Genomic DNA, 20134 nt, shown 5'->3' on the forward strand with positions numbered 1-20134 from the left:
TTTCTACAGTCGGCAGTTGCCGTCGGCACAGGTGCCGCCGCGCGTGTGCGGGCGCGTCAGCAGCGCCACGAGCGGGCGCGGGAGGCGATGGCGGTGGCGCGCAAGCGCGGCGTAGGCGCGATCGGCCAGTCGAGCCACCGGCGGCAGGTCGAGCAGGAAGCCTCCGGCCGGCAGGCCCACGGCCTTGCGGCAGGCGCGGATGGCCGCCACGCCGACATGAAGTCGGCCCTCGGCGTCCACCGCATGAAGCGCCGTCATGAGCGCCTGGCGTGGCGCGGGTCCGCCATGGAAATCTGCGTGCGAGCAATCGACGAGGTGCAGGCGCGCCGCTGCGTCCCGGGATGCCATGGTCTTCATCTCGGCGGCGCAGAGCGGGCAGCTGGCGTCGTAGTAGACGGTCAGCGGGAAGGCGAGGGTGGACGACATATTGTGTTTCCGATATTTCTGTCAAAACAGAAATGAATGGACAAAAAAGCATCGCTCAGATCATCGGCAGGCCGGCATGGTTCGGATCGGCGTCGCCGGCATTGCCCTGGCTGGCCGACGCCGGCGGGGCCGCGTCCCCGCGCACGAACTTCTGCACGCTCGCGCCCAGGCTCAGTACCTTGTCGAGCGTGCCGGGCGACAGCCGCAGCATCTCGTCGGCCCAGGTGGCGAGCTTGCTCATCAGGTCGAGGGTCGAGCGGATGCGGTCCTGCGCGTCGGCCGGTTCGTTCTGGAAGTCGGGGCTCGCGACGAGCTCGCGCAGCACGCGGACCGTGGGATCGAACTCGCGCTCCTTGCGCTCGCGCACCACGGTACGGAACAGCTCCCAGACATCGACGCTGGTCTCGAAATAGTCGCGCCGGTCGCCCAGCACATGCGTGACGCGCACGAGGTTCCAGGCCTGCAGTTCCTTCAGGCTGTTGCTCACGTTGGAGCGTGCCACGCCGAGCGTCTCGGAAATTTCCTCGGCGTGTACCGGCTTGCCATGGGCGAACAGCAGGGCGTGGATCTGCGACACCGTGCGGTTGACGCCCCACATCGACCCCATCTCGCCCCAGTGGAGAACGAACTTGCGCTGGATGTCGGTGAGTTGCATCCGTGAAAGTCTAATGTTCTTGAAATTTCTGTCAATACAGAAATTAGATTCTGCGGGATGGTGCAGGAGTAAAAATAACTGTATAAACATACAGTTTTCAGCCAAGAGGTCGCCATGCCAGCCGCTCTCATCCCGATCCATGCCATCAAGGGCCGCGGCGCGGCCACGCGCCTGGCGCACCGCTTCTCGCGCGACGAGCGCAACGACTTCGACGACGGCTGGGGCACGCTCGCCGACGAGGCGGCTGAGTCCGACGGCCTGGCGCCGCTCGCGACCGAAGTGCGCTTCGAAGACGTGAAATCGGTGCTCAACCAGAACGAATCGCCCGACATCTCGTTCGACCGATCGCTCAACCCCTACCGCGGCTGCGAGCACGGCTGCATCTACTGCTTCGCGCGGCCCACGCACAGCTATCTCAACTTGTCGCCGGGGCTCGACTTCGAGACCCGGCTCATTGCCAAGCGCAACATCGTCGAGGTGCTGCGCGGTGAGCTCGGGCGCAAGGGCTACCGGCCCAGCCACATCGCGATCGGCACCGCGACCGACTGCTACCAGCCCATCGAGCGTGAGCTGCGGCTCACGCGCGCGGTGCTCGAGCTGCTGCAGGAGACGCGGCACCCGTTCGCGCTGGTCACCAAGTCGAGCGCGGTGGAGCACGACCTCGACCTGATCGCGCCGATGGCCGCCCAGCGGCTGGCCGCTGTCTACATCACCGTGACCACGCTCGACGGCGATCTGGCCCGCAAACTCGAGCCGCGCGCCGCCGCGCCGCACCGGCGGCTGCGCACCATCCGCACCTTGGCCGAAGCTGGCGTGCCGGTGGGCGTGAGCGTGGCCCCGCAGATCCCGTTCGTGAACGAGGACATGGAGCAGGTGCTCGAGGCTGCCTGGGAGGCCGGTGCGCGAAGCGCCTTCTACACCGTGATCCGGCTGCCGTGGGAAGTGGCGCCGCTGTTCAAGGAATGGCTCGAACTGCACTACCCGCAGCGCGCGCAGCGCATCATGGCGCGCATCCACGAGATGCGCGGCGGCAAGGACTACGACGCCGACTTCGCCACGCGCATGAAGGGCAGCGGGCTCTGGGCCGACCTGATCCACCAGCGCTTCGAGAAGGCAACGCGCCGCATCGGCTTCAACCGCGAGCGCATCGCCCTCGACCTGGACGCCTTCCGGCCGCCGGGCGCGGCGGGGCAGGGGCTGTTGTTCTAGGGTCAGTCCCCATGGGCTTGCATGGGAGGGGGCCTCCAAATCAAGGTAGATTCGTAAACAAGGGGCGTGGGCCTTCGCGAACCGACCACAGGGAGTAGTTGCGCATGGATGGAATCTGGCTGGTGGTGATGGGTGTTTCCGGCTGCGGCAAATCGACGCTCGGCGAAGCGCTGTCCAGCGCGCTGTCGCTGCCGATGATCGAAGGGGACGACCACCATCCCCCCGAGAACCATGAAAAGATGAGCAAGGGCATTGCGCTGACCGACGCCGACCGGGCCGGCTGGCTCGACGCGCTGGGCCAAGCCCTCGCCGCCGAGCCGCGCGGTGCGGTGCTGGCCAGTTCGGCGCTCAAGCGCGCCTACCGCGACCAATTGCGCGCGGCCGTGCCCGATCTGAAGTTCGTCTTCATGGAGATCGACCGCGCGGAGAGCGAGCGCCGCGTCGCGTCGCGCGCCGGCGCGCACATCTTTCCCGCGAGCCTGGTGGCCAGCCAGTTCGAAACACTCGAATCGCCGGTGGGCGAGGACGGGGTGATCACGGTCGATGCGACCACGCCCGTGGAGGAACTGGTGGCGCAGGTCAGGCGCGCGCTGTCGGCCGAGCGCGGCTGAGACGCACCCGGCCGGTTCAATGCGGCCGGTTCAATGAGGCCGGGTCAACGAGGCCGGGTCGTCAGATCACTTCCGGCCACTGCGTGTGGAAGAACTCGCCCGCGGGCTTGTCCACGCGCTCGTAGGTGTGCGCGCCGAAGAAGTCGCGCTGCGCCTGCAGCAGGTTTGCGCTCAGGCGCTCGGTGCGGTAGCTGTCGTAGTACGCCAGCGAGGCGCTGAACGCCGGTACCGGAATGCCGTGGCTCACCGCGAGCGCCACCACCTCGCGCCAGTTCTGCTGCGTGCGGTTCAGCAGGTCCTTGAAGAACGGATCGAGCATCAGGTTGCCGAGCGCGGGGTCGCCGCGGTAGGCGTCGGTGATGTGGTTCAGGAAGCGCGCGCGGATGATGCAGCCGCCGCGCCAGATCGCGGCGATGCGGCCGAGGTCGAGCTTCCAGTCCTTCTTCTCGCCCATGGTCTTCATGAGGTCGAAGCCCTGCGTGTAGCTGATCACCTTCGAGGCATAGAGCGCATCGTGCACCTTGGCCACCAGCGCCTTCTTGTCGATCGACAGTTCGGCCTTCGGGCCCTGCAGCAGCTTGCTCGCCGCCACGCGCGCCTGCTTCTGCGACGAGAGCACGCGCGCCTCGACAGCGGCGTTGATGGTGCTGATGACCACCGCGTTCTCCGCGGCGTTGATGAGCGTCCATTGCCCCGTGCCCTTCTGGCCGGCCTTGTCGAGAATGACGTCGACCACCGGCTGGCCGGTCTCCGGGTCTTTCTGCTCGAGCGCCTTCGCGGTGATCTGGATCAGGTAGCTCTGCAGCTCGCCCTCGTTCCACTCGCTGAAGACGGCGGCCATCTCGTCGGTCGTGAAGCCCGCTGCCTTGAACAGGCTGTAGGCCTCGCAGATCAGCTGCATGTCGCCGTACTCGATGCCGTTGTGCACCATCTTCACGTAGTGGCCCGCGCCGCCCGGGCCGATGTGGATCACGCAGGGCTCGCCGTCCACCTTGGCGGCAATGCTCTCGAAGATCGGCTTCATCACCTCCCACGTAGAGAGCGGGCCGCCCGGCATGATCGACGGACCCTTGCGCGCGCCTTCCTCGCCGCCCGAGACGCCTGCGCCGATGAAGCGCAGGCCCTCGCCGGCGAGCCAGGCGTCGCGGCGCTCGGTGTCGCTGTAGAGGCTGTTGCCGCCGTCGATCACGATGTCGTCCTTGTCGAGCAGCGGGATCAGCTGTTCGATCACCTGGTCGACCGGCGCGCCGGCCTTGACCATGATCTGGACCTTGCGCGGCCGCGCCAGGCTCTGCACGAAGTCCTCGAGCGTCTTCGCGCCCACCAGCTTCTTGCCGGGGTGAGCGGCGACGAAGGCCTCGGTGGTGGCTTCGGTGCGGTTGTAGACGCTGACCTGGAAGCCGCGGCTTTCCACGTTCAGCACCAGGTTCTGGCCCATCACGGCCAGGCCGATCAGTCCGAAATCGCTTTTGTTGTCGTTCATGGCCCTTCTTTCGTGTGCGGTCGATGTGACGGGCATTGTGCCGGGCGTGCCGGCACGCTGCCATGAAGGCCGTCTATACCCGCTTGGCAAGCGCCCGAGGCGTGGGTATGTTGGTGCCATGAACGCAAACAGCCCGCCCGCCGTCCGTACCTGGTCGACCGACGCCGCGCCGCCGTCGCAGCGGCTCGACTACTGGGTCGGCGCGGTCTGCGAGGGTTTCCTCGAGATGGACGTGACCAGTTCGCTCGCGGGCAGCTTCAGCGCCACGCTCGAGTCGGCGCCACTGGGCGCGATCGGCGTGAACCGGGTCCGCGGTTCTGCACAAGACGTGTACCGCACCCGGCGCGCCATCGCCCACAGCCGCAGCAACTACTACTACCTGCTGTGCAAGACCGATTCGCCCTGGGTCGCCGCACAGGACGGCCGCACGGCGCGCCTGCTGCCGGCCGATCTTGTGCTCGTCGACTCGCGCCGGTGCTACGAGTTTCATTTCCTGCAGTGCGCCGACACGCTGTCGCTCGAACTGCCGACGGCGTGGGTCGAGTCATGGCTGCCTCGCGCAAGTGACCATCAGGTGCGGCGCATCGACGGGCAGTCGGGCTGGGGTCGCGTGCTGAGCGGTTTCGTGCAGCAGCTGTCGCCGCAGGCCGTGCTGAGGCCTCCGTTGCCAGCAGCCTTGCTGACCGACCAGCTCGGTGGGCTGCTCGCACTTGCGGCAGGCGCCGACCCGGCTTCGGCAACGTGCGAGGGCGAGCGTGCCGCGCTGCGGCGGCGTGTGCTCGATGCCACGCGGGAGCGCCACGCCGAGCCGGGGCTGACTGCCGCCAAGGTGGCGTGCGGGCTCGGCATTTCGGAGCGCAGCCTCCACCGCTGCCTGGCCGGCGGCGCGACCACCTTCGCCACCGCGCTCGCCAGTTTTCGCATGGAGGTTGCGCGACGCATGCTGTGCGATGCGCGTTTCGACCGGCTCGGCATTGCCGAGATCGGCTTCCGCGTCGGATTCACCGACGCATCGCACTTCGTGCGCCAGTGCCGCCGGCATTTCGGCGCCACACCAGGCGCCTTGCGGCGCCACCGCTGAGACAGAGGCCGCATCCAGCAGGCGCCCGGCAGGCATCGGCCATTCGCCTGTCGGCGAGCGGCCATCCGGGCGGCCGCATGTTGCCTAAAGTCGTCTTCATCACGACCAAGAAGGAGACATGCATATGTCGGACACCTATGTTCTGGTACACGGCGCCTGGCACACCGGCGCCGAAATGGAAGCCGTGGCCGGCAGCCTGCGCGAGGCCGGCCACGGGGTGCATTGCCCCACGCTCGCGGGCAACCGCGCCGACGACGACCGCTCGCGCATCGGGCTCGAGGATGCCATCGAATCGGCTGTCCGCTTCATCGAGGAGAAGGACCTGGGCGATGTTCGTCTTGTGGGCCACAGCTATGGCGGCATGGTGATTTCGGGTGTGGCGGACCGCATCGCGCAGCGACTGAAGCGGCTGGTGTACGTCAACGCCTTCGTGCCGCTCGACGGGGAATCGCTCAACGACATGGTGCCGCCGCACTACATCGCGATGTTCGATGCCATTGCCGGCGCCAACGGCAATGCGGTGACCCTGCCATTCGAGGTCTGGCGCGAAGCCTTCATCAACGATGCCGACCTGCCGCTCGCGCAGGCCAGCTACGAGCGGTTGAACCCGCACCCCTACCGAACCTTCACCGACAAGATCCGGCTTTCCCAACCGCTGGCGGCATTGCCGCTCGGCAAGTCCTACGTCAATTGCCTGCAGGACACGGCCATGCCGCACAGCCTGCCATGGCATCCGCGTCTGTCGGAGCGGCTTGGCTTGTTCAGGCTGGTGGAATGCCCGGGCAGCCACGAGATGTTCTTCTCGAACCCGATGCGGCTGGCGCAGGCCATCCGGGAGGCGGGGCGCGACTAGCGCTGGCGGCCACTCGCCGCTGCGCCGCTCAGCGGTTGAACAGCGCGTCGTACACGCGGATCGACGCATAGGCATCGTTGGCCGCGTAGCGGATCTGCGCCGGCGAGAGCTGCCGGTTGGCCCAGTTCGAGGTGGTGGCTTTGCGCGACTTGATGAAGCGCTGGTTGAAGACCAGCGCGACGGCGGTCTTCACGCCCACCGACTTGCGGTAGCCGCGGCGGCGGAACTCGTGGTCGATGTCGACCACCGCCTGCGGCTCCACCGCGAGCCGCCGGCGCAGCAGCGAAAGGTCGCTCGACAGGCCGAAGCCGACCTTCTGCAGCGCGGTCGAGGCGACCAGCGCCGCGAGCACGTCGTTGCATTCGGTGCGATGGAGCTGGAACAGCCAGGCGGCCGTGGGCGTGGCGAACTGCACCACGTGCGGACCGCCCGAAACCTCGTTCTTCGCGAAGGTCGGCTTCGACTCGGTGTCGAAGCCGACCACGCGCGCGTCGAGCAACGCCACGGCGGCGCGCTCGGCGTCTTCCCGCGTCGCGACCACCACGATGCGCGGGAGGTCCAGCCCTTCGAAGGGCGCCAGCAGCGCGATCTGTTCGCGCTCGGGCAGCGGCGGGAGTAGGGCGGGGTCGTGGTTCAACGGGCGGGCGCTTTCTTTTTCCTGGCGGGTGCGGTTTTCTTGGCGGGCTTGGGCGCATGGCCCGAGCGCAGGGCGGCTTCGTAGGCGCGGCGGCCCCAGACCGCGGCTTCCTCGCGATCTTCGAACAGCTCGGCCGGGGCCTGGCGGTACGACATGGGCATTGCCTTGCCCTGGCGTTCGTAGGTGAAGGGCGGCAGGTCGAGCCGGTCGAAATGTGCAGCGCTTTCGGCGTCGCACTTGAGGTAGAGCGTGTCCTTGAACACCAGCGCGATCATGCGGCCGTCGTGCCAGACGCCGTGGCCGCCGAACATGCGGCGCGTCTCGATGCGGCCGATGCGTTCGAAGGTCTCGTGCAGGCTCTCGACGAAGGCGCTCATGAAAGGATGAATGAAGGGATCTCAGCCGTGGCGCTTGGCCGGCCCCGGCGGATGCCAATGGTAGGCGACCCGTTCGCGTCCGCTCGCGGGATGGTGGTCGACCGCGCCGCGCACCAGGCCGTAGCGTTCGTAGAAGCGCTGCGCCGCCGTGTTGCCGACGGCCACATGGAGCTTCCAGCCGAGCGGCATGCGCACACCGGCCTCGTCGAGCAACGCCTGCCCGAGGCCCTGGTTGCGCAGGTGGGGCTCGACGAAGAGCTGCGCCACGTAGCTGCGCCGCCCCAGCAGTACCATGAACGCGAGCACCTGGCCTTCGCGCTCCGCCAGCACCACGTCGGCCGGCGCAATGAACTCGGCCTGCACGCGCCGCAGCCAGTGCGTGATGGGTTCGACGACGCTGGTATTGCGATGGGCCGCGATCCAGGCGCGGCGCCAGATGCCGGCCAGTGCCAGGCTCTCCTCGGCGTTGCCGTCGCGGGAGCGCAGGCGGAAGGCGGGGATCTGCGCGGCCGACATGTCATGCACGCAGCGTCTGTGCGTGGTGCGCGATGTGGTCCGCCATGAAGGTCTGGATGAAGTAGTAGCCGTGGTCGTAGCCCGCATGGCGCCGCAGCGTGAGCGGCTGGCCGGCGGCGAAGCAGGCGGCCTCGAAGGCTTCGGGATGCAGCTGCTCGGCCAGGAATTTGTCGGCCAGGCCCTGGTCGATCAGGATGCCCTGCGGATAGGGCGCGGCGGTCTGCGACTTCATGAGTGCGCTGGCGTCGTACACGAGCCACTGCGCGCGGTCGCCGCCGGGCTCGCCGAGGTAGCCGCCGAAGGCCTTCTCGCCCCAGGGGCACTGCGTGGGCGCGCAGATCGGCGCAAAGGCCGACACCGACAGAAAGCGCCCCGGATGCCGCAGCGCGAGCGTGAGCGCGCCATGACCACCCATCGAATGGCCGAAGATGCCGAGCCGCTCGCCGTCGATGGCGAAGTGTTCCGCCACGAGGGGAAGCAGTTCCTGCATCGTCCAACTCTCCATGCGCCAGTGGGTGGACCAGGGCGCTTCGGTGGCGTCGAGGTAGAAGCCGGCCCCGATGCCGAAGTCCCAGCTGGCGGTGGCGCCGGGCAGGCTTTCGGCGGCGCTGCCGCGCGGGCTGGTGTCGGGCGCGATCAGCGCGATGCCGAGGCTCGCGGCCATGCGCTGCGCGCCGGCCTTTGTCGCAAAGGTCTCCTCGTTGCATGTCAGGCCCGCAAGGTAGAGCAGGGCCGGCACGCGCTGCTGCGCGGCCTGCGGCGGCAGGTAGACCGAGAAGCGCATCGGCAGTCCGATCTCGCGCGAGGCATGCTCATAGAAGCCCTGCACGCCGCCAAAGGCATGGTGCTCGGAGAGGGTGGTGAGGGTGTCGGTCATGAAGAAGAAGGAGCGGTCAGCAGAAGGGGTACGAGCTCGCGCACGGCATCGGCAAAGATGCGCGGCACTTCCTGCGGCATGTTGTGGCCCACGCCGGGCACGAGCCGGTGCGAGCGCGGGCCGCTGAAGCAGTGCGCATGGGCCGAGGCCTCGGCGGGCGGGCGCACGCCGTCGTCGGCGCCGTCGAAGGTGATGGCGGGCACGCGGATTACCGGCTGCGCCGCGAGCCGGCGCTCGATGTCGGCGCAGGCCGGGTCGCCCGCGACGAGCCCGAAGCGGTGGCGGTACGAATGGACCACCACCTCGACGAAGTCCGGGTTGTCGAAAGCCGCGGCGCTGCGCTCGAAGGTGGCATCGTCGAATGCCCACGTCGGCGACCAGAGGCGCCAGAGCAGCCGCGCAATCGCGCGCCGGTCCCGGGCGAGCCCGGCGCGGCCGCGCTCGCTGTGGAAGTAGTACTGGTACCAGAGGCTGTGCTCGTTGGCCGGCGTGTCGGGCACCATCGCCTTCGCGATGTTCTGGATGTTGTAGCTGTTGAACGAGACCAGCCCCGCGCAGCGCTCGGGCCAGAGCGCTGCCACCACGCAGGCGGCGCGGCCGCCCCAGTCGTAGCCGGCCAGCACTGCGCGCGGGATGCGAAGCGCGTCGAGCAGCGCGAGCAGGTCGGCGCCGAGCGCGGCCTGTTCGCCCGAGCGCGGCGTGGCGTCGCTCAGGAACCGCGTGGCGCCGTAGCCGCGCAGGTACGGCACGATCACGCGGCAGCCGCTTTCGGCCAGCATCGGTGCCACCTCGGCATACGCATGGATGTCGTACGGGAAGCCGTGCATCAGCACTACCGGCGGGCCGTCGGCCGGGCCGGCCTCGAAGTAGGCGACGTCGAGCACGCCGGCCTGCACGGTGCGCAACGGTTCCATGCGGTCCATGGCTGGCCCCTTCGCGTTCAGTACAGGACGACGCCGCGGATCGATTCGCCGCGCTTCATCAGGTCGAAACCCTTGTTGATATCTTCCAGCGGCATGGTGTGGGTGATCAGGTCGTCGATGTTGATCTTGCCTTCCATGTACCAGTCGACGATCTTCGGCACGTCGGTGCGCCCGCGTGCGCCGCCGAAGGCCGAGCCTTCCCACTTGCGGCCCGTGACGAGCTGGAACGGCCGCGTGCTGATCTCGGCGCCGGCCTCGGCCACGCCGATGATGATGCTGCGGCCCCACCCCTTGTGCGTGCATTCGAGCGCCTGGCGCATCACCTTGGTGTTGCCGATGCATTCGAAGCTGTAGTCGGCGCCGCCGTCGGTCAGCTGCACGATGGTGTCGACGACGTTCTCGCCGGCTGCCTCGAGTTGCTTCGGGTTGATGAAGTGCGTCATGCCGAACTTGCGCGCCATGGCTTCGCGCTCGGGGTTCAGGTCGACGCCGATGATCTTGTCGGCGCCCACCATCTTCGCGCCCTGGATCACGTTCAGGCCGATGCCCCCGAGGCCGAACACCACCACGTTGGCGCCGGCCTCCACCTTGGCCGTGAAGAGCACCGCGCCGATGCCGGTGGTGACGCCGCAGCCGATGTAGCAGACCTTGTCGAAGGGCGCGTCCTCGCGGATCTTGGCAAGCGAGATCTCGGGTGCCACCGTGTAGTTGCTGAAGGTCGAGGTGCCCATGTAGTGGAAGATGGGCTTGCCGTCGAGGCTGAAGCGCGAGGTGGCGTCGGGCATCAGGCCCTTGCCCTGGGTACCGCGGATCAGCTGGCAGAGGTTGGTTTTGCGGCTCAGGCAGAACTTGCACTGGCGGCATTCGGGCGTGTAGAGCGGAATGACGTGGTCGCCCTTCTTGAGCGTGGTCACGCCCGGGCCGACGTCGACCACGATGCCCGCGCCTTCATGGCCGAGGATGGCCGGGAAGATGCCTTCGGGGTCGGCACCCGAGAGCGTGTAGTAGTCGGTGTGGCAGATGCCCGTGGCCTTGATCTCGACCAGCACCTCGCCGAATTTCGGTCCTTCGAGGTCCACGGTTTCGATGGTCAGGGGGGCGGCGGATTTCCAGGCGACGGCGGCTTTGGTTTTCATGGGCGTTGGGGGGCAGGAAGGCAAAGGAAAGAGGATAGCGGGCCTGCGTTCAGGCGGGGCCAGCGGCAAAGATACCCGACATTCCCGTGAAGCCGGGCAGGTGGCGAAAGCGCCAGATCCAGTGGCGCAGCGCCGGGTATTCGTCAAGCGCGATGCCGCCTTCCCCCGCCAGCGCGGCATAAGGAAAGCAGGCCAGGTCCGCGAGCGTGGCGTGCGGGCCGGCCAGCCACGCATCGCCGCCGCTGGCCCGCTCGGCCAGGTGGTCGTCGAGCAGGCGAAAGACCGCATGCGCTCCGCGGCGGCAGGCCGCGATGTCGAGATGCGTGTAGCCGAAGGCGTCGTGCAGCCGCGCGGCGGACGCGGTGCGCGTGAGTTCATCGGCAATGGCGAACCACATCGCGATCTCGCCGCGCAGCCGCGCATCGTCGGGGTACCAGCGGCCTTCGGCGTCGTAGCGGGTTGCCAGGTAGACGAGGATCGCCTGCGCGTCGCGCAGCACGAAGCCGTCGTCGTCGATGACCGGCAGCTGCCCGAGCGGATTGACGCGCGCCAAAAACGCCGCCGACCGGTGCGCGCGGCCCGGATGGAAATCCACCGGCTCGCTGCGCCAGCCGAGGCCGAGCCAGGTGAGCAGCTGCCGCACCTTGAAGCAGTTGCCCGAGAGGGCGTAGTCGTAGAGCGTGATCATGCGGCCGGCCTCACGCCGAAGCGCATGCCGCGCTCGCGCAGCCAGCGGCGGTAGGTGACCGACGAGGTGTCGCCACGCGTCGGCGTTTCGGCGCGCCCCTCGAGCGGCATGCGCTTGAAGGCATGGTTCTCGAGGATCGGCTTGTCCTGGCCGAAGATGGTGTGCTGGAAAGCGATGAGCTCGGCATCGCTCGATGTGTCGTCGAAGCAGGCCAGCAGCGTGTGCGCGATCACATGCTCGTCGTCGATCGGCTGCAGGAAAAGCCCGATGGCGTCGAGCGCGCCGGCACGGGAACTCGACTTGTAGAGCATGGCCGAGAAGGGCTGCATCACGCGGTACTTGTAGAGCACCTCGCTGCCGCTGCCGTCGTGCGCGGCCGAGGCGCGCGGCTGCCAGAAGCGGCAGTCGGTGGCCCAGATCTCGCCGCTGGCCGCATCGACCTGCACCTGGTACTTCGCCACCTCGGTGTGCGGCACGGCGCCCAGGCAGCCGGCATGCACGAAAGGAAAGTGGGCCATGTCGAGAAAGTTCTCGATCACGCGCAGCCCAGAGACCGCCACGCCGATGCCGCCGCAGTCGATCAATCGGCGCCCGGCTTCGTTGTACTCGGGAAATTCGAACAGTGCCCGTGCGGGCTGGCCGCTCGGGCAGACCCAGAGATAACCGTAGCGCGACTGAACCGCGAGCGGCTTCTCGCCGAACCGGCAGTGCGCTGCCCCGTCCGTGCCGCGCCAGAGCTGCAGGGTTTCGCCGAGCAGGCGCACGGCATGCGGCCGCGCCGCACTGCGGCCGGCGAGCGCCGATGCGGGAGCGGCGACGAGCCACTCGTCGAGCATGTTGGGATCGTCCGTGATGAAGGGCATGGCGGGTTCAGGCGGGCTGTGCGGGTTGCAAGGCTTCTTCGATGCTGCTGCGCAGTTCGCGCGCGGCGATGTGCAGGTTCTTCATGGCCTCGCTGCCCGGTGCGGCGTCGGTCCAGAGGTGGACGAAGGCGAGCTGCGGCCGGGCGTCGAGCACCAGCGCGGCGGTGTCGGCGCCGCCGAGTCTGCCGCGCAAGGCAAAGGGTCCCTCGGCGGTGAAACCGTGCGCGGCGAGCGCGCGGTGCGCCTCTTCGACGGCGGTGCGCAGGCCCAGCGTGCGGCAGAACGACCAGCCGGCCGGCACCGCATCGGCGGGAGGCGCCTCGGCCGGCGCCGCATCCCCAAGGTTCACCCACAGCATGCCCGCGGCTTCGGCCGCGTGGAAGGTCTTGGCGCAGACGCTGGGTGGAACGGCCATCGAAGGATGTGCGGGAATGCGCACGCACTGGCCGCTGCCCGCCGCGTACTGCCAGCCGTGGTAGGCGCAAGCCAGGCGGTCTCCGCCCACCACCTGGCCGAGCGTGAAGCGCACGCTGCGGTGCGGGCAGCGGTTCTCCCAGGCTTGCGCGGTGCCGTCGGCGGCGCGCCAGAGCGCGAGCTCCTGGCCGCAGGCGAAGCCCGCCACGATGTTGGCGCCCGGCAGCAGCTCGGCCGAGCGCGCGACGGGATGCCAGGTCGAAGTGTCTTCAGTGCTCGTCATGATGCGCGCCACCATAGCGCAAGTCGCGTCGCGGGCGCCACGCTGATAATGGCGCCGACGCCTGCCACTCCTCCATTCCATCGCCATGAAGAAAATCCTCGTCCTCAACGGCCCCAACCTCAACCTGCTCGGCACCCGCGAGCCCGAGCAATACGGACGCGACACCCTGGCCGACGTCGAGCGCCTGTGCCAGGAGGCAGGCGCGAAGCACGGCGTCGAGATCGAGTGCCGCCAGTCCAACCATGAAGGCGTGCTGATCGACTGGGTCCAGGAAGCCGGCCGCGAGGTGGCTGCTGGCCGCCTGCTCGGCGTGGTGATGAACCCGGGTGCCTACACCCACACCTCGATCGCGCTGCACGACGCCATCAAGGGCGCGAGCGTGCCGCTCATCGAACTGCACATCTCGAACGTGCATGCGCGCGAGTCGTTCCGCCACCATTCATACATCTCGCCGGCCGCCAAGGGCATCATCGTGGGGCTGGGCGTGAAGGGCTACGCGCTGGCGATCGCCGCGCTGGCGGGACAGTCGATCTAATCGAGCTGCTTTGGCGCCGCGGCCTTCCAGCTTCGGCTGATGTGGCCGTGCACGTCGACGCTCTCGAGGTGCACGTCGAAGCCCCAGAGCCGCGCGACGTGCTTGAGCACTTCGTCTGCGTTGTCGTGCAGCGGCAGGTTGTTGCGCTGCGTGTGCCGCAGCGTGAGCGCGCGGTCCCCGCGCATGTTGACATTCCAGACCTGGATGTCGGGCTCGCGGCTGCCGATGTCGTACTGGCGTGACAGCGATTCGCGCAGCGCCTGGTAGCCGCTGTCGTCGTGGATGGCCGAGACCTCGAGTTCGGGATCGCTCTGGTGGTCGCGGATCGCGAACAGCCGGAAGTCGCGCATCGTCTTCGGGCTCAGGAACTGGCCGATGAAGCTCTCGTCCTTGAAGTTGCGCATCGCATAGTCGAGCGTCTTGACCCAGTCGGTGCCCGCGAAGTCGGGGAACCAGCGGCGGTCTTCCTCGGTCGGGTTCTCGCAGATGCGCCGCAGCTCGGTGAACATCGAGAAACCGAGCGCGTAGGGGTTGATGCCGCTGTAGGCGCGGTGGCCGACCGGCGGCTGGAAGATCACGCCCGTGTGCGAACTGAGCCATTCCATCATGAAGCCGTCGGCGAGCTGGCCGCGGTCGTACATGGTGTTGAGCAGCGTGTAGTGCCAGAAGGTGGCCCAGCCTTCGTTCATGACCTGGGTCTGGCGCTGCGGGTAGAAGTATTGCGCGATCTTGCGCACGATGCGGACCACCTCGCGCTGCCAGGGCTCGAGCAGTGCGGCATTCTTCTCGATGAAATACAGCAGGTTCTCCTGCGGTTCCGAAGGAAAGCGCCGTGACGAATCGGTTTCTGTCGTCTGCTCGCTCTTGCGCGGCAGTGTGCGCCAGAGGTCGTTGACCTGCTGCTGCATGTGGCGCTCGCGCTCGGCGCGCTGCAGGCCCTCCTGCGCGAGCGAGCGCTTCTGCGGCCGCCGATAGCGGTCGACCCCGTAGTTCATGAGCGCGTGGCACGAGTCGAGCAGTTGCTCGACCGCATCCACGCCGTGGCGCTCTTCGCATTCGGCGATGTAGTGGCGGGCGTAGACGAGGTAGTCGATGATCGACGACGCGTCGGTCCACATGCGGAACAGGTAGTTGCCCTTGAAGAAGCTGTTGTGGCCGTAGGCCGCATGGGCGATCACGAGCGCCTGCATGGCCATGGAGTTTTCCTCCATCAGGTAGGCAATGCAGGGGTCGGAGTTGATGACGATCTCGTAGGCCAGCCCCATGTGGCCGCGGCGGTAGTTCTTTTCGGTGGCGATGAACTGCTTGCCGTACGACCAGTGGCGATAGATCATGGGCATGCCAACGCTCGCGTAGGCGTCCATCATCTGCTCGGCCGTGATCACTTCGAGCTGGTTCGGGTACACGTCGAGCCCGTAGCTCCGTGCGGTCTTGGCGATCTCGGTGTGGTAGTTCTCGATGAGGTCGAAGGTCCAGTCCGACGGGCTTGGCAGGCGTTCGAGCCGCGCCTGCGGCGGGAAGTCGAATGCGGTGGTCATGCGGTGGCTCCCTCCTTCTTGAAGAGGTCTCGGAACACGGGGTAGATGTCCCGCGCCTCCGACACCTTGCGCATCGCGAAGTTGGGCTCGATGCCCTGCAGCTGCGCGTATTCCTGCCACAGGTTCTGCTCGGTCTCGGCGACCTGCACGTAGGCGTAGTAGCGCACCACCGGCAGGATGTTCTCGACCAGCAGCTGGCGGCAGCGCCCGCTGTCCTGATGCCAGTTGTCGCCGTCGCTGGCCTGCGCGCCGTAGATGTTCCACTCGCCGCTCGGGTAGCGCGCCTTGACGATCTCGTCCATCAGCACCAGCGCGCTCGACACGACCGTGCCGCCGGTTTCGGTGGCGTGGAAGAACTCGTCCTCGCTCACTTCCTGCGCCTGCGTGTGGTGGCGCAGGAACACCAGGTCGATGGTCTCGTAGTGGCGCGTGAGGAACATGTAGAGCAGCATGAAGAAGCGCTTGGACATGTCCTTGCGCGCCTCGTCCATCGAGCCAGACACGTCCATGAGGCAGAACATCACGGCCTTGGCGCTCGGCACCGGCGTCTTCACGCGGTTGCGGTAGCGCAGGTCGATCGGATCGATGTAGGGCACGTGCCGCATGTTGCGGCGCAGTTCGGCGATGCGCTCCTCGGTTTCGCGGATCTCGGTCTGGATGAAGGCCTGCGCCGCCTGCGGATGCGCCTGCAGGTGCGCAAGGTGCGCCTCGAGGCGCTTGAGCTCCTTGCGCGGTTCGCCGCCGAGCGCGATGCGGCGGGCCAGCGCGCCGCGCATCGAGCGCACCACATGCAGGTTGTTGGGCGTGCCGTCGTTGGTGAAGCCCGCGCGGTGGCTCTTCCATTCGGGCACGTCGGCGATCTGCGTGCGCACCAGGTGCGGCAGCGCGAGGTCGTCGAAGAAGACGCGCATGAACTCCTCGCGCGTGAGACGGAACACGAAGTCGTCCTCGCCCTCGCCGCCGTCGCCGGCCTCGCCGCTGCCCGAGCCGCCGCTCGCCTGGCCCTCGGGCCGCGCGATGCGGTCGCCCTTGATGTACTCCTGGTTCCCCGGGTGCACGTACTCGCGGTCGCCGCCGCGCGCATGGCCGAACACCGGTTCGGACACGTCGCGGCGCGGCAGGGTCACGTCCTCGCCCTGTTCCAGTTCGCGGATGTTGCGCCCGGTCACCGCGCGCCGCACGGCCTCCTGGATCTGCCCGCGGTAGCGGCGCAGAAAGCGCTCCCTGTTGCCGATGGATTTGTTCTTGCCCGAGAGCCGGCGGTCGATGATCTGCTGCAGGATGGCCACGATGTCTGTTCCCTCAAGGACGAATCAGGACGCGTTCCTCACGAACTCTTGCGCACCCGCAGGTACCACTCGCAGAGCAGGCGCACCTGCTTGGCCGTGTAGCCCTTCTCGACCATGCGGGTCACGAAGTCCTCGTGCTTCTTCTGTTCTTCGGCACTGCTCTTCGTGTTGAAGCTGATGACCGGCAGCAGCTCTTCGGTGTTGGAGAACATCTTCTTCTCGATGACCGCGCGCAGCTTCTCGTAGCTGGTCCAGGCGGGGTTGCGCCCGGCATTGCCCGCACGTGCGCGCAGCACGAAGTTGACGATCTCGTTGCGGAAATCCTTCGGGTTGCCGATGCCCGCGGGCCGCTCGATCTTCTCGAGTTCGCCGTTGAGCGCGGCGCGGTCGAACACCTCGCCCGTGTCGACGTCGCGGAACTCCTGGTCCTGGATCCAGTAGTCGGCATAGGTGACGTAGCGGTCGAAGATGTTCTGGCCGTACTCGCTGTAGCTCTCGAGGTAGGCCGTCTGGATCTCCTTGCCGATGAATTCGGCATAACGCGGCGCCAGCAACTCCTTGATGTAGCTGATGTACTTCTGCTCGGTCTCGGGCTGGAACTGCTCGCGCTCGATCTGCTGCTCGAGCACGTACATCAGGTGCACCGGGTTGGCCGCGACCTCGGAGCTGTCGAAGTTGAAGACCTTCGAGATGATCTTGAAGGCGAAGCGCGTCGAGACGCCGCTCATGCCTTCGTCGACGCCCGCGTAGTCGCGGTATTCCTGGATCGACTTGGCCTTGGGGTCGGTGTCCTTGAGGTTCTCGCCGTCGTAGACCTGCATCTTGCTGTAGATGCTCGAGTTCTCGGGCTCCTTCAGCCGCGTGAGCACCGAGAACTGCGCCATCATGCGCAAGGTTCCGGGCGCGCAGGGCGCCTGCGAGAGCGAGGAGTTGCGCACCAGCTTCTCGTAGATCTTGATTTCCTCGGAGGCGCGCAGGCAGTAGGGCACCTTGACGATGTAGATCCGGTCGAGGAACGCCTCGTTGTTCTTGTTGTTGCGGAAGGCCTTCCACTCGCTCTCGTTGCTGTGCGCCAGCACGATGCCGTCGAACGGAATGGCGCCGAAACCCTCGGTGCCCTTGAAGTTGCCTTCCTGCGTGGCCGTGAGCAGCGGATGCAGCACCTTGATCGGCGCCTTGAACATCTCAACAAACTCCAGCAGGCCCTGGTTGGCGAGGCACAGGCCGCCCGAGTAGGCGTAGGCGTCCGGGTCGTCCTGCGCATAGGTCTCGAGCTTGCGGATGTCGATCTTGCCGACCAGCGAGGAGATGTCCTGGTTGTTCTCGTCGCCCGGCTCGGTCTTGGCGACGGCGATCTGCCGCAGCACCGACGGGTAGCGCTTGACCACCTTGAACTGGCGGATGTCGCCGCCGTATTCCTCCAGGCGCTTGACGGCCCAGGGCGAGAGGATGCGGTTGAGGTAGCGCCGCGGGATGCCGTATTCCTTTTCGAGGATCTCGCCGTCTTCGACCGCGCTGAAGAGGCCCAGCGGCGTCTCGTTGACCGGCGAACCCTGGATCGCATAGAAGGGCACCTGCTCCATGAGCTGCTTCAGCCGCTCGGCGATCGAGCTCTTGCCGCCGCCGACCGGGCCGAGCAGGTAGAGGATCTGCTTCTTCTCCTCGAGGCCCTGGGCGGCATGCCGGAAGTACGACACCACCTGCTCGATGGCGTCCTCCATGCCGTAGAACTCCCTGAACGCCGGGTAGATCTTGATCACCTTGTTGGCGAAGATCCGCGAGAGCCGCTGGTCGTTGCGCGTGTCGACCAGTTCGGGCTCGCCGATGGCCTTCAGCATGCGCTCCGAGGCCGTGGCATACGCGGTGGGATCGCGTTTGCAGATGTCCAGGTAGTCCTGCAGCGACAGGACTTCCTCGCGGGTGCGCTCGTAGCGGGCGGCAAAGTTGCTGATCACATCCATGGTCACGCCTCCATCAGGTCTGCGGGTATTCGCCCGAAGCCTGCAGCCGCAATGCGTCGCAACTTTTTCAAGGTATGCCCGCCCCAAGGCTGCAAGCCGTGGAAAACTCCCTTAAATCAAAATCTGCACAACCAGCATAAAGCAAAGAGTGCACCCGAAATATTGATTGTTAAATCAGAACCACAGTCGCAAGTAAAGTTCCCAGCACAGGCCCGCACGATTTTTGCAATACGGCTAAATTCCAAGGTTCGGCAATCAGACTCACGCCGTGGCGACAGCCCGTGAAACTACCTATGGCGATCGGTCTTGCCATCCATTGGGTTCCTCCTATTGAGTGGCCTGCAAATGGGTGCATGCCCAATAACGCACGGCGTGCTGTTTAGGTTTATTGCTCAATCCAGAAAAATATAAAAGCAAGCGCCACGCCATGCGGTGATGCGCCGGTTGCGCATGTGGACGTGGGAAAGCGCGCCTACGTGCGGTCGGCGTGCTTCAGGGGCGGGGGATGCGCGGCACCGATCAGGGTCGGGCGCGCACCAGGGTCGTGCGAGCGGCAGGGGCGCCGCCGTTTCTTCAGCTGAAGAATTCCTTGGCCTTGTCGAGCCAGCCCTTGTCGGTGGGGCTGTGCTTTTCGCCGCCCTTCTTGAGCGACTCGTCGAGTTCCTTCAGCAGCTTGCGCTGATGCTCGGTGAGCTTGACCGGCGTCTCCACGCGCACGTGGCAGTACAGGTCGCCCGGGTAGCTCGAGCGCACGCCCTTGATGCCCTTGCCGCGCAGGCGGAACTGCTTGCCGCTTTGCGTGCCGTCGGGAATGTCGATGGCCGCGGCACCGCTGAGCGTGGGCACGCTGATCTCACCGCCCAGCGCCGCGGTGGTGATGCTCACGGGCACCACGCAGTGCAGGTCGTCGCCGTCGCGTTCGAACAGTTCGTGCTTCTTGAGCCGGACCTCGATGTAGAGATCGCCCGGCGGCCCGCCATTGGTGCCGGGCTCGCCGTTGCCGGTGCTGCGAATGCGCATGCCGTCGTCGATGCCGGCCGGGATCTTGACCTCGAGCGTCTTGTTGTTCTTGATCTTGCCCTGCCCGTGGCAGGTGGCGCAGGGCTCGGGAATGATCTTGCCGCTGCCGTGGCAGGTGGGGCAGGTCTGCTGCACGCTGAAGAAGCCCTGGCGCATCTGCACCGCGCCCGCGCCGTGGCAGGTGGTGCAGGTGATCGGCTTGGTGCCGGGCTTGGCGCCCGAGCCCTTGCAGGTGCCGCAATCGTCCCAGCTGGGGATGCGGATCTGGGCTTCCTTGCCCTCGGCCGCTTCCTCGAGCGTGATCTCCATGGCGTAGCTCAGGTCGCTGCCGCGGAACACCTGGCGGCCGCCGCTCGTGCGGCCTCGGGCCCCGCCGAACACGTCGCCGAAGATGTCGCCGAAGGCCTCGGCAAAGCCGCCGAAGCCGTCGGCGCCCGGGCCGCCGCGCATGTTGGGGTCGACGCCCGCGTGGCCGTACTGGTCGTAGGCCGCGCGCTTCTGGCCGTCGGAGAGCATTTCGTAGGCTTCCTTGACCTCCTTGAACTTGGCCTCGGCGTCCTTGCTGGTGTCGCCATGGTTGCGGTCAGGGTGGTGCTTCATCGCAAGCTTGCGATAAGCCTTCTTGATTTCCTCCTCGCTCGCGTTCTTGGGGACGCCGAGGGTTTCGTAGTAGTCGCGTTTTGTGGCCATGGCTGGTTCGGTCGGGGCGGGCGTGGAGCCGGAACTTGAAGCGAGAAAGGCTGGAGCACCCGCTCAGGT

The 20134-nt window shown here is 67.0% G+C and carries 21 protein-coding genes; 5 read left to right on the top strand and 16 right to left on the bottom strand.

Annotation, left to right across the window (positions count from 1 at the left end):
• Window positions 1-3: 3 nt before the first annotated feature.
• Both AC3A6R_RS01010 and AC3A6R_RS01015 read right to left on the bottom strand, forming a co-directional pair.
• Window positions 4-426 carry a thiol-disulfide oxidoreductase DCC family protein gene (locus AC3A6R_RS01010; protein WP_487859865.1) on the bottom strand — a complete coding sequence of 141 codons (423 nt, stop codon included), beginning with the start codon at window positions 424-426 and terminating at the stop codon, window positions 4-6.
• A gap of 55 nt (window positions 427-481) precedes the next feature.
• Complete coding sequence (locus AC3A6R_RS01015; protein WP_487863501.1) at window positions 482-1081, bottom strand: GbsR/MarR family transcriptional regulator; 600 nt, start codon at window positions 1079-1081, stop codon at window positions 482-484.
• Between the two features lie 114 nt (window positions 1082-1195).
• Between AC3A6R_RS01015 and AC3A6R_RS01020 the strand changes: the two genes are divergently transcribed.
• Both AC3A6R_RS01020 and AC3A6R_RS01025 read left to right on the top strand, forming a co-directional pair.
• The gene (locus tag AC3A6R_RS01020) at window positions 1196-2290 is read left to right on the top strand and encodes a PA0069 family radical SAM protein (protein ID WP_487863502.1); all 1095 of its coding nucleotides are present in this window, start codon (window positions 1196-1198) and stop codon (window positions 2288-2290) included.
• A 104-nt stretch (window positions 2291-2394) separates the two neighbouring features.
• Window positions 2395-2901 (top strand): gluconokinase, encoded by a 507-nt coding sequence (locus AC3A6R_RS01025; RefSeq protein ID WP_487863503.1) that lies wholly within the window; start codon window positions 2395-2397, stop codon window positions 2899-2901.
• Between the two features lie 61 nt (window positions 2902-2962).
• Here AC3A6R_RS01025 and gnd read toward each other — a convergent pair whose 3' ends face one another.
• Complete coding sequence (gnd, locus tag AC3A6R_RS01030; protein WP_487863504.1) at window positions 2963-4384, bottom strand: decarboxylating NADP(+)-dependent phosphogluconate dehydrogenase; 1422 nt, start codon at window positions 4382-4384, stop codon at window positions 2963-2965.
• 118 nt (window positions 4385-4502) lie between these two features.
• Here gnd and AC3A6R_RS01035 point away from each other — a divergent pair, with 118 nt between their 5' ends.
• Together AC3A6R_RS01035 and AC3A6R_RS01040 are read left to right on the top strand one after the other, a co-directional pair.
• Entirely contained in the window at window positions 4503-5465 is a 963-nt protein-coding gene (locus AC3A6R_RS01035; RefSeq protein WP_487859870.1) for an AraC-like ligand-binding domain-containing protein, read from the top strand.
• Between the two features lie 124 nt (window positions 5466-5589).
• On the top strand, window positions 5590-6318 hold the full coding sequence (locus AC3A6R_RS01040; protein WP_487863505.1) for an alpha/beta fold hydrolase: 729 nt from the start codon (window positions 5590-5592) through the stop codon (window positions 6316-6318).
• Between the two features lie 28 nt (window positions 6319-6346).
• Here the strand turns inward: AC3A6R_RS01040 and AC3A6R_RS01045 are convergent, their stop codons facing one another.
• From AC3A6R_RS01045 to AC3A6R_RS01085, 9 genes are read right to left on the bottom strand one after another with little or no spacing between them, the layout of a single operon-like run.
• Window positions 6347-6955: a 3'-5' exonuclease gene (locus AC3A6R_RS01045; protein WP_487863506.1), complete on the bottom strand. Its 609-nt coding sequence runs from the start codon at window positions 6953-6955 to the stop codon at window positions 6347-6349.
• Window positions 6952-7332 (bottom strand): TfoX/Sxy family protein, encoded by a 381-nt coding sequence (locus tag AC3A6R_RS01050; protein ID WP_487859873.1) that lies wholly within the window; start codon window positions 7330-7332, stop codon window positions 6952-6954. The genes AC3A6R_RS01045 and AC3A6R_RS01050 overlap by 4 nt, the downstream gene beginning before the upstream one ends.
• Window positions 7333-7353: 21 nt before the next feature.
• Window positions 7354-7848 (bottom strand): GNAT family N-acetyltransferase, encoded by a 495-nt coding sequence (locus tag AC3A6R_RS01055; protein ID WP_487860053.1) that lies wholly within the window; start codon window positions 7846-7848, stop codon window positions 7354-7356.
• 1 nt (window position 7849) lies between these two features.
• Complete coding sequence (gene fghA, locus AC3A6R_RS01060) at window positions 7850-8725, bottom strand: S-formylglutathione hydrolase (protein ID WP_487863507.1); 876 nt, start codon at window positions 8723-8725, stop codon at window positions 7850-7852.
• Window positions 8722-9648, bottom strand: coding sequence for an alpha/beta fold hydrolase (locus AC3A6R_RS01065; RefSeq protein WP_487863508.1), 927 nt, complete (start codon window positions 9646-9648; stop codon window positions 8722-8724). The genes fghA and AC3A6R_RS01065 overlap by 4 nt, the downstream gene beginning before the upstream one ends.
• Before the next feature lie 17 nt (window positions 9649-9665).
• Window positions 9666-10784 (bottom strand): S-(hydroxymethyl)glutathione dehydrogenase/class III alcohol dehydrogenase, encoded by a 1119-nt coding sequence (locus AC3A6R_RS01070; RefSeq protein WP_487863509.1) that lies wholly within the window; start codon window positions 10782-10784, stop codon window positions 9666-9668.
• Between the two features lie 49 nt (window positions 10785-10833).
• The gene (locus tag AC3A6R_RS01075) at window positions 10834-11472 is read right to left on the bottom strand and encodes a glutathione S-transferase family protein (RefSeq protein ID WP_487863510.1); all 639 of its coding nucleotides are present in this window, start codon (window positions 11470-11472) and stop codon (window positions 10834-10836) included.
• On the bottom strand, window positions 11469-12335 hold the full coding sequence (locus tag AC3A6R_RS01080) for an aromatic ring-hydroxylating dioxygenase subunit alpha (RefSeq protein WP_487863511.1): 867 nt from the start codon (window positions 12333-12335) through the stop codon (window positions 11469-11471). Before AC3A6R_RS01080 ends, AC3A6R_RS01075 begins: the two co-directional genes overlap by 4 nt.
• A 7-nt stretch (window positions 12336-12342) precedes the next feature.
• Entirely contained in the window at window positions 12343-13032 is a 690-nt protein-coding gene (locus tag AC3A6R_RS01085) for a Rieske 2Fe-2S domain-containing protein (protein ID WP_487863512.1), read from the bottom strand.
• Window positions 13033-13117: 85 nt separating this feature from the next.
• Between AC3A6R_RS01085 and aroQ the strand changes: the two genes are divergently transcribed.
• Window positions 13118-13567, top strand: a complete 450-nt coding sequence (gene aroQ, locus AC3A6R_RS01090; RefSeq protein WP_487863513.1) for a type II 3-dehydroquinate dehydratase — start codon at window positions 13118-13120, stop codon at window positions 13565-13567.
• Here the strand turns inward: aroQ and AC3A6R_RS01095 are convergent.
• The 4 genes from AC3A6R_RS01095 to dnaJ all read right to left on the bottom strand — a co-directional run bounded on the left by AC3A6R_RS01095 (window position 13564) and on the right by dnaJ (window position 20065).
• Window positions 13564-15105, bottom strand: a complete 1542-nt coding sequence (locus AC3A6R_RS01095; protein ID WP_487863514.1) for a SpoVR family protein — start codon at window positions 15103-15105, stop codon at window positions 13564-13566. The genes aroQ and AC3A6R_RS01095 overlap by 4 nt on opposite strands.
• The gene (locus AC3A6R_RS01100) at window positions 15102-16394 is read right to left on the bottom strand and encodes a YeaH/YhbH family protein (RefSeq protein WP_487863515.1); all 1293 of its coding nucleotides are present in this window, start codon (window positions 16392-16394) and stop codon (window positions 15102-15104) included. The genes AC3A6R_RS01095 and AC3A6R_RS01100 overlap by 4 nt, the downstream gene beginning before the upstream one ends.
• Window positions 16395-16432: 38 nt before the next feature.
• Window positions 16433-18355, bottom strand: a complete 1923-nt coding sequence (locus tag AC3A6R_RS01105; RefSeq protein ID WP_487859883.1) for a PrkA family serine protein kinase — start codon at window positions 18353-18355, stop codon at window positions 16433-16435.
• Between the two features lie 573 nt (window positions 18356-18928).
• Window positions 18929-20065 (bottom strand): molecular chaperone DnaJ, encoded by a 1137-nt coding sequence (dnaJ, locus tag AC3A6R_RS01110; protein ID WP_487863516.1) that lies wholly within the window; start codon window positions 20063-20065, stop codon window positions 18929-18931.
• Between the last annotated feature and the right edge of the window lie 69 nt (window positions 20066-20134).

It is taken from the genome of Variovorax sp. Soil_C_19, assembly GCF_057657255.1.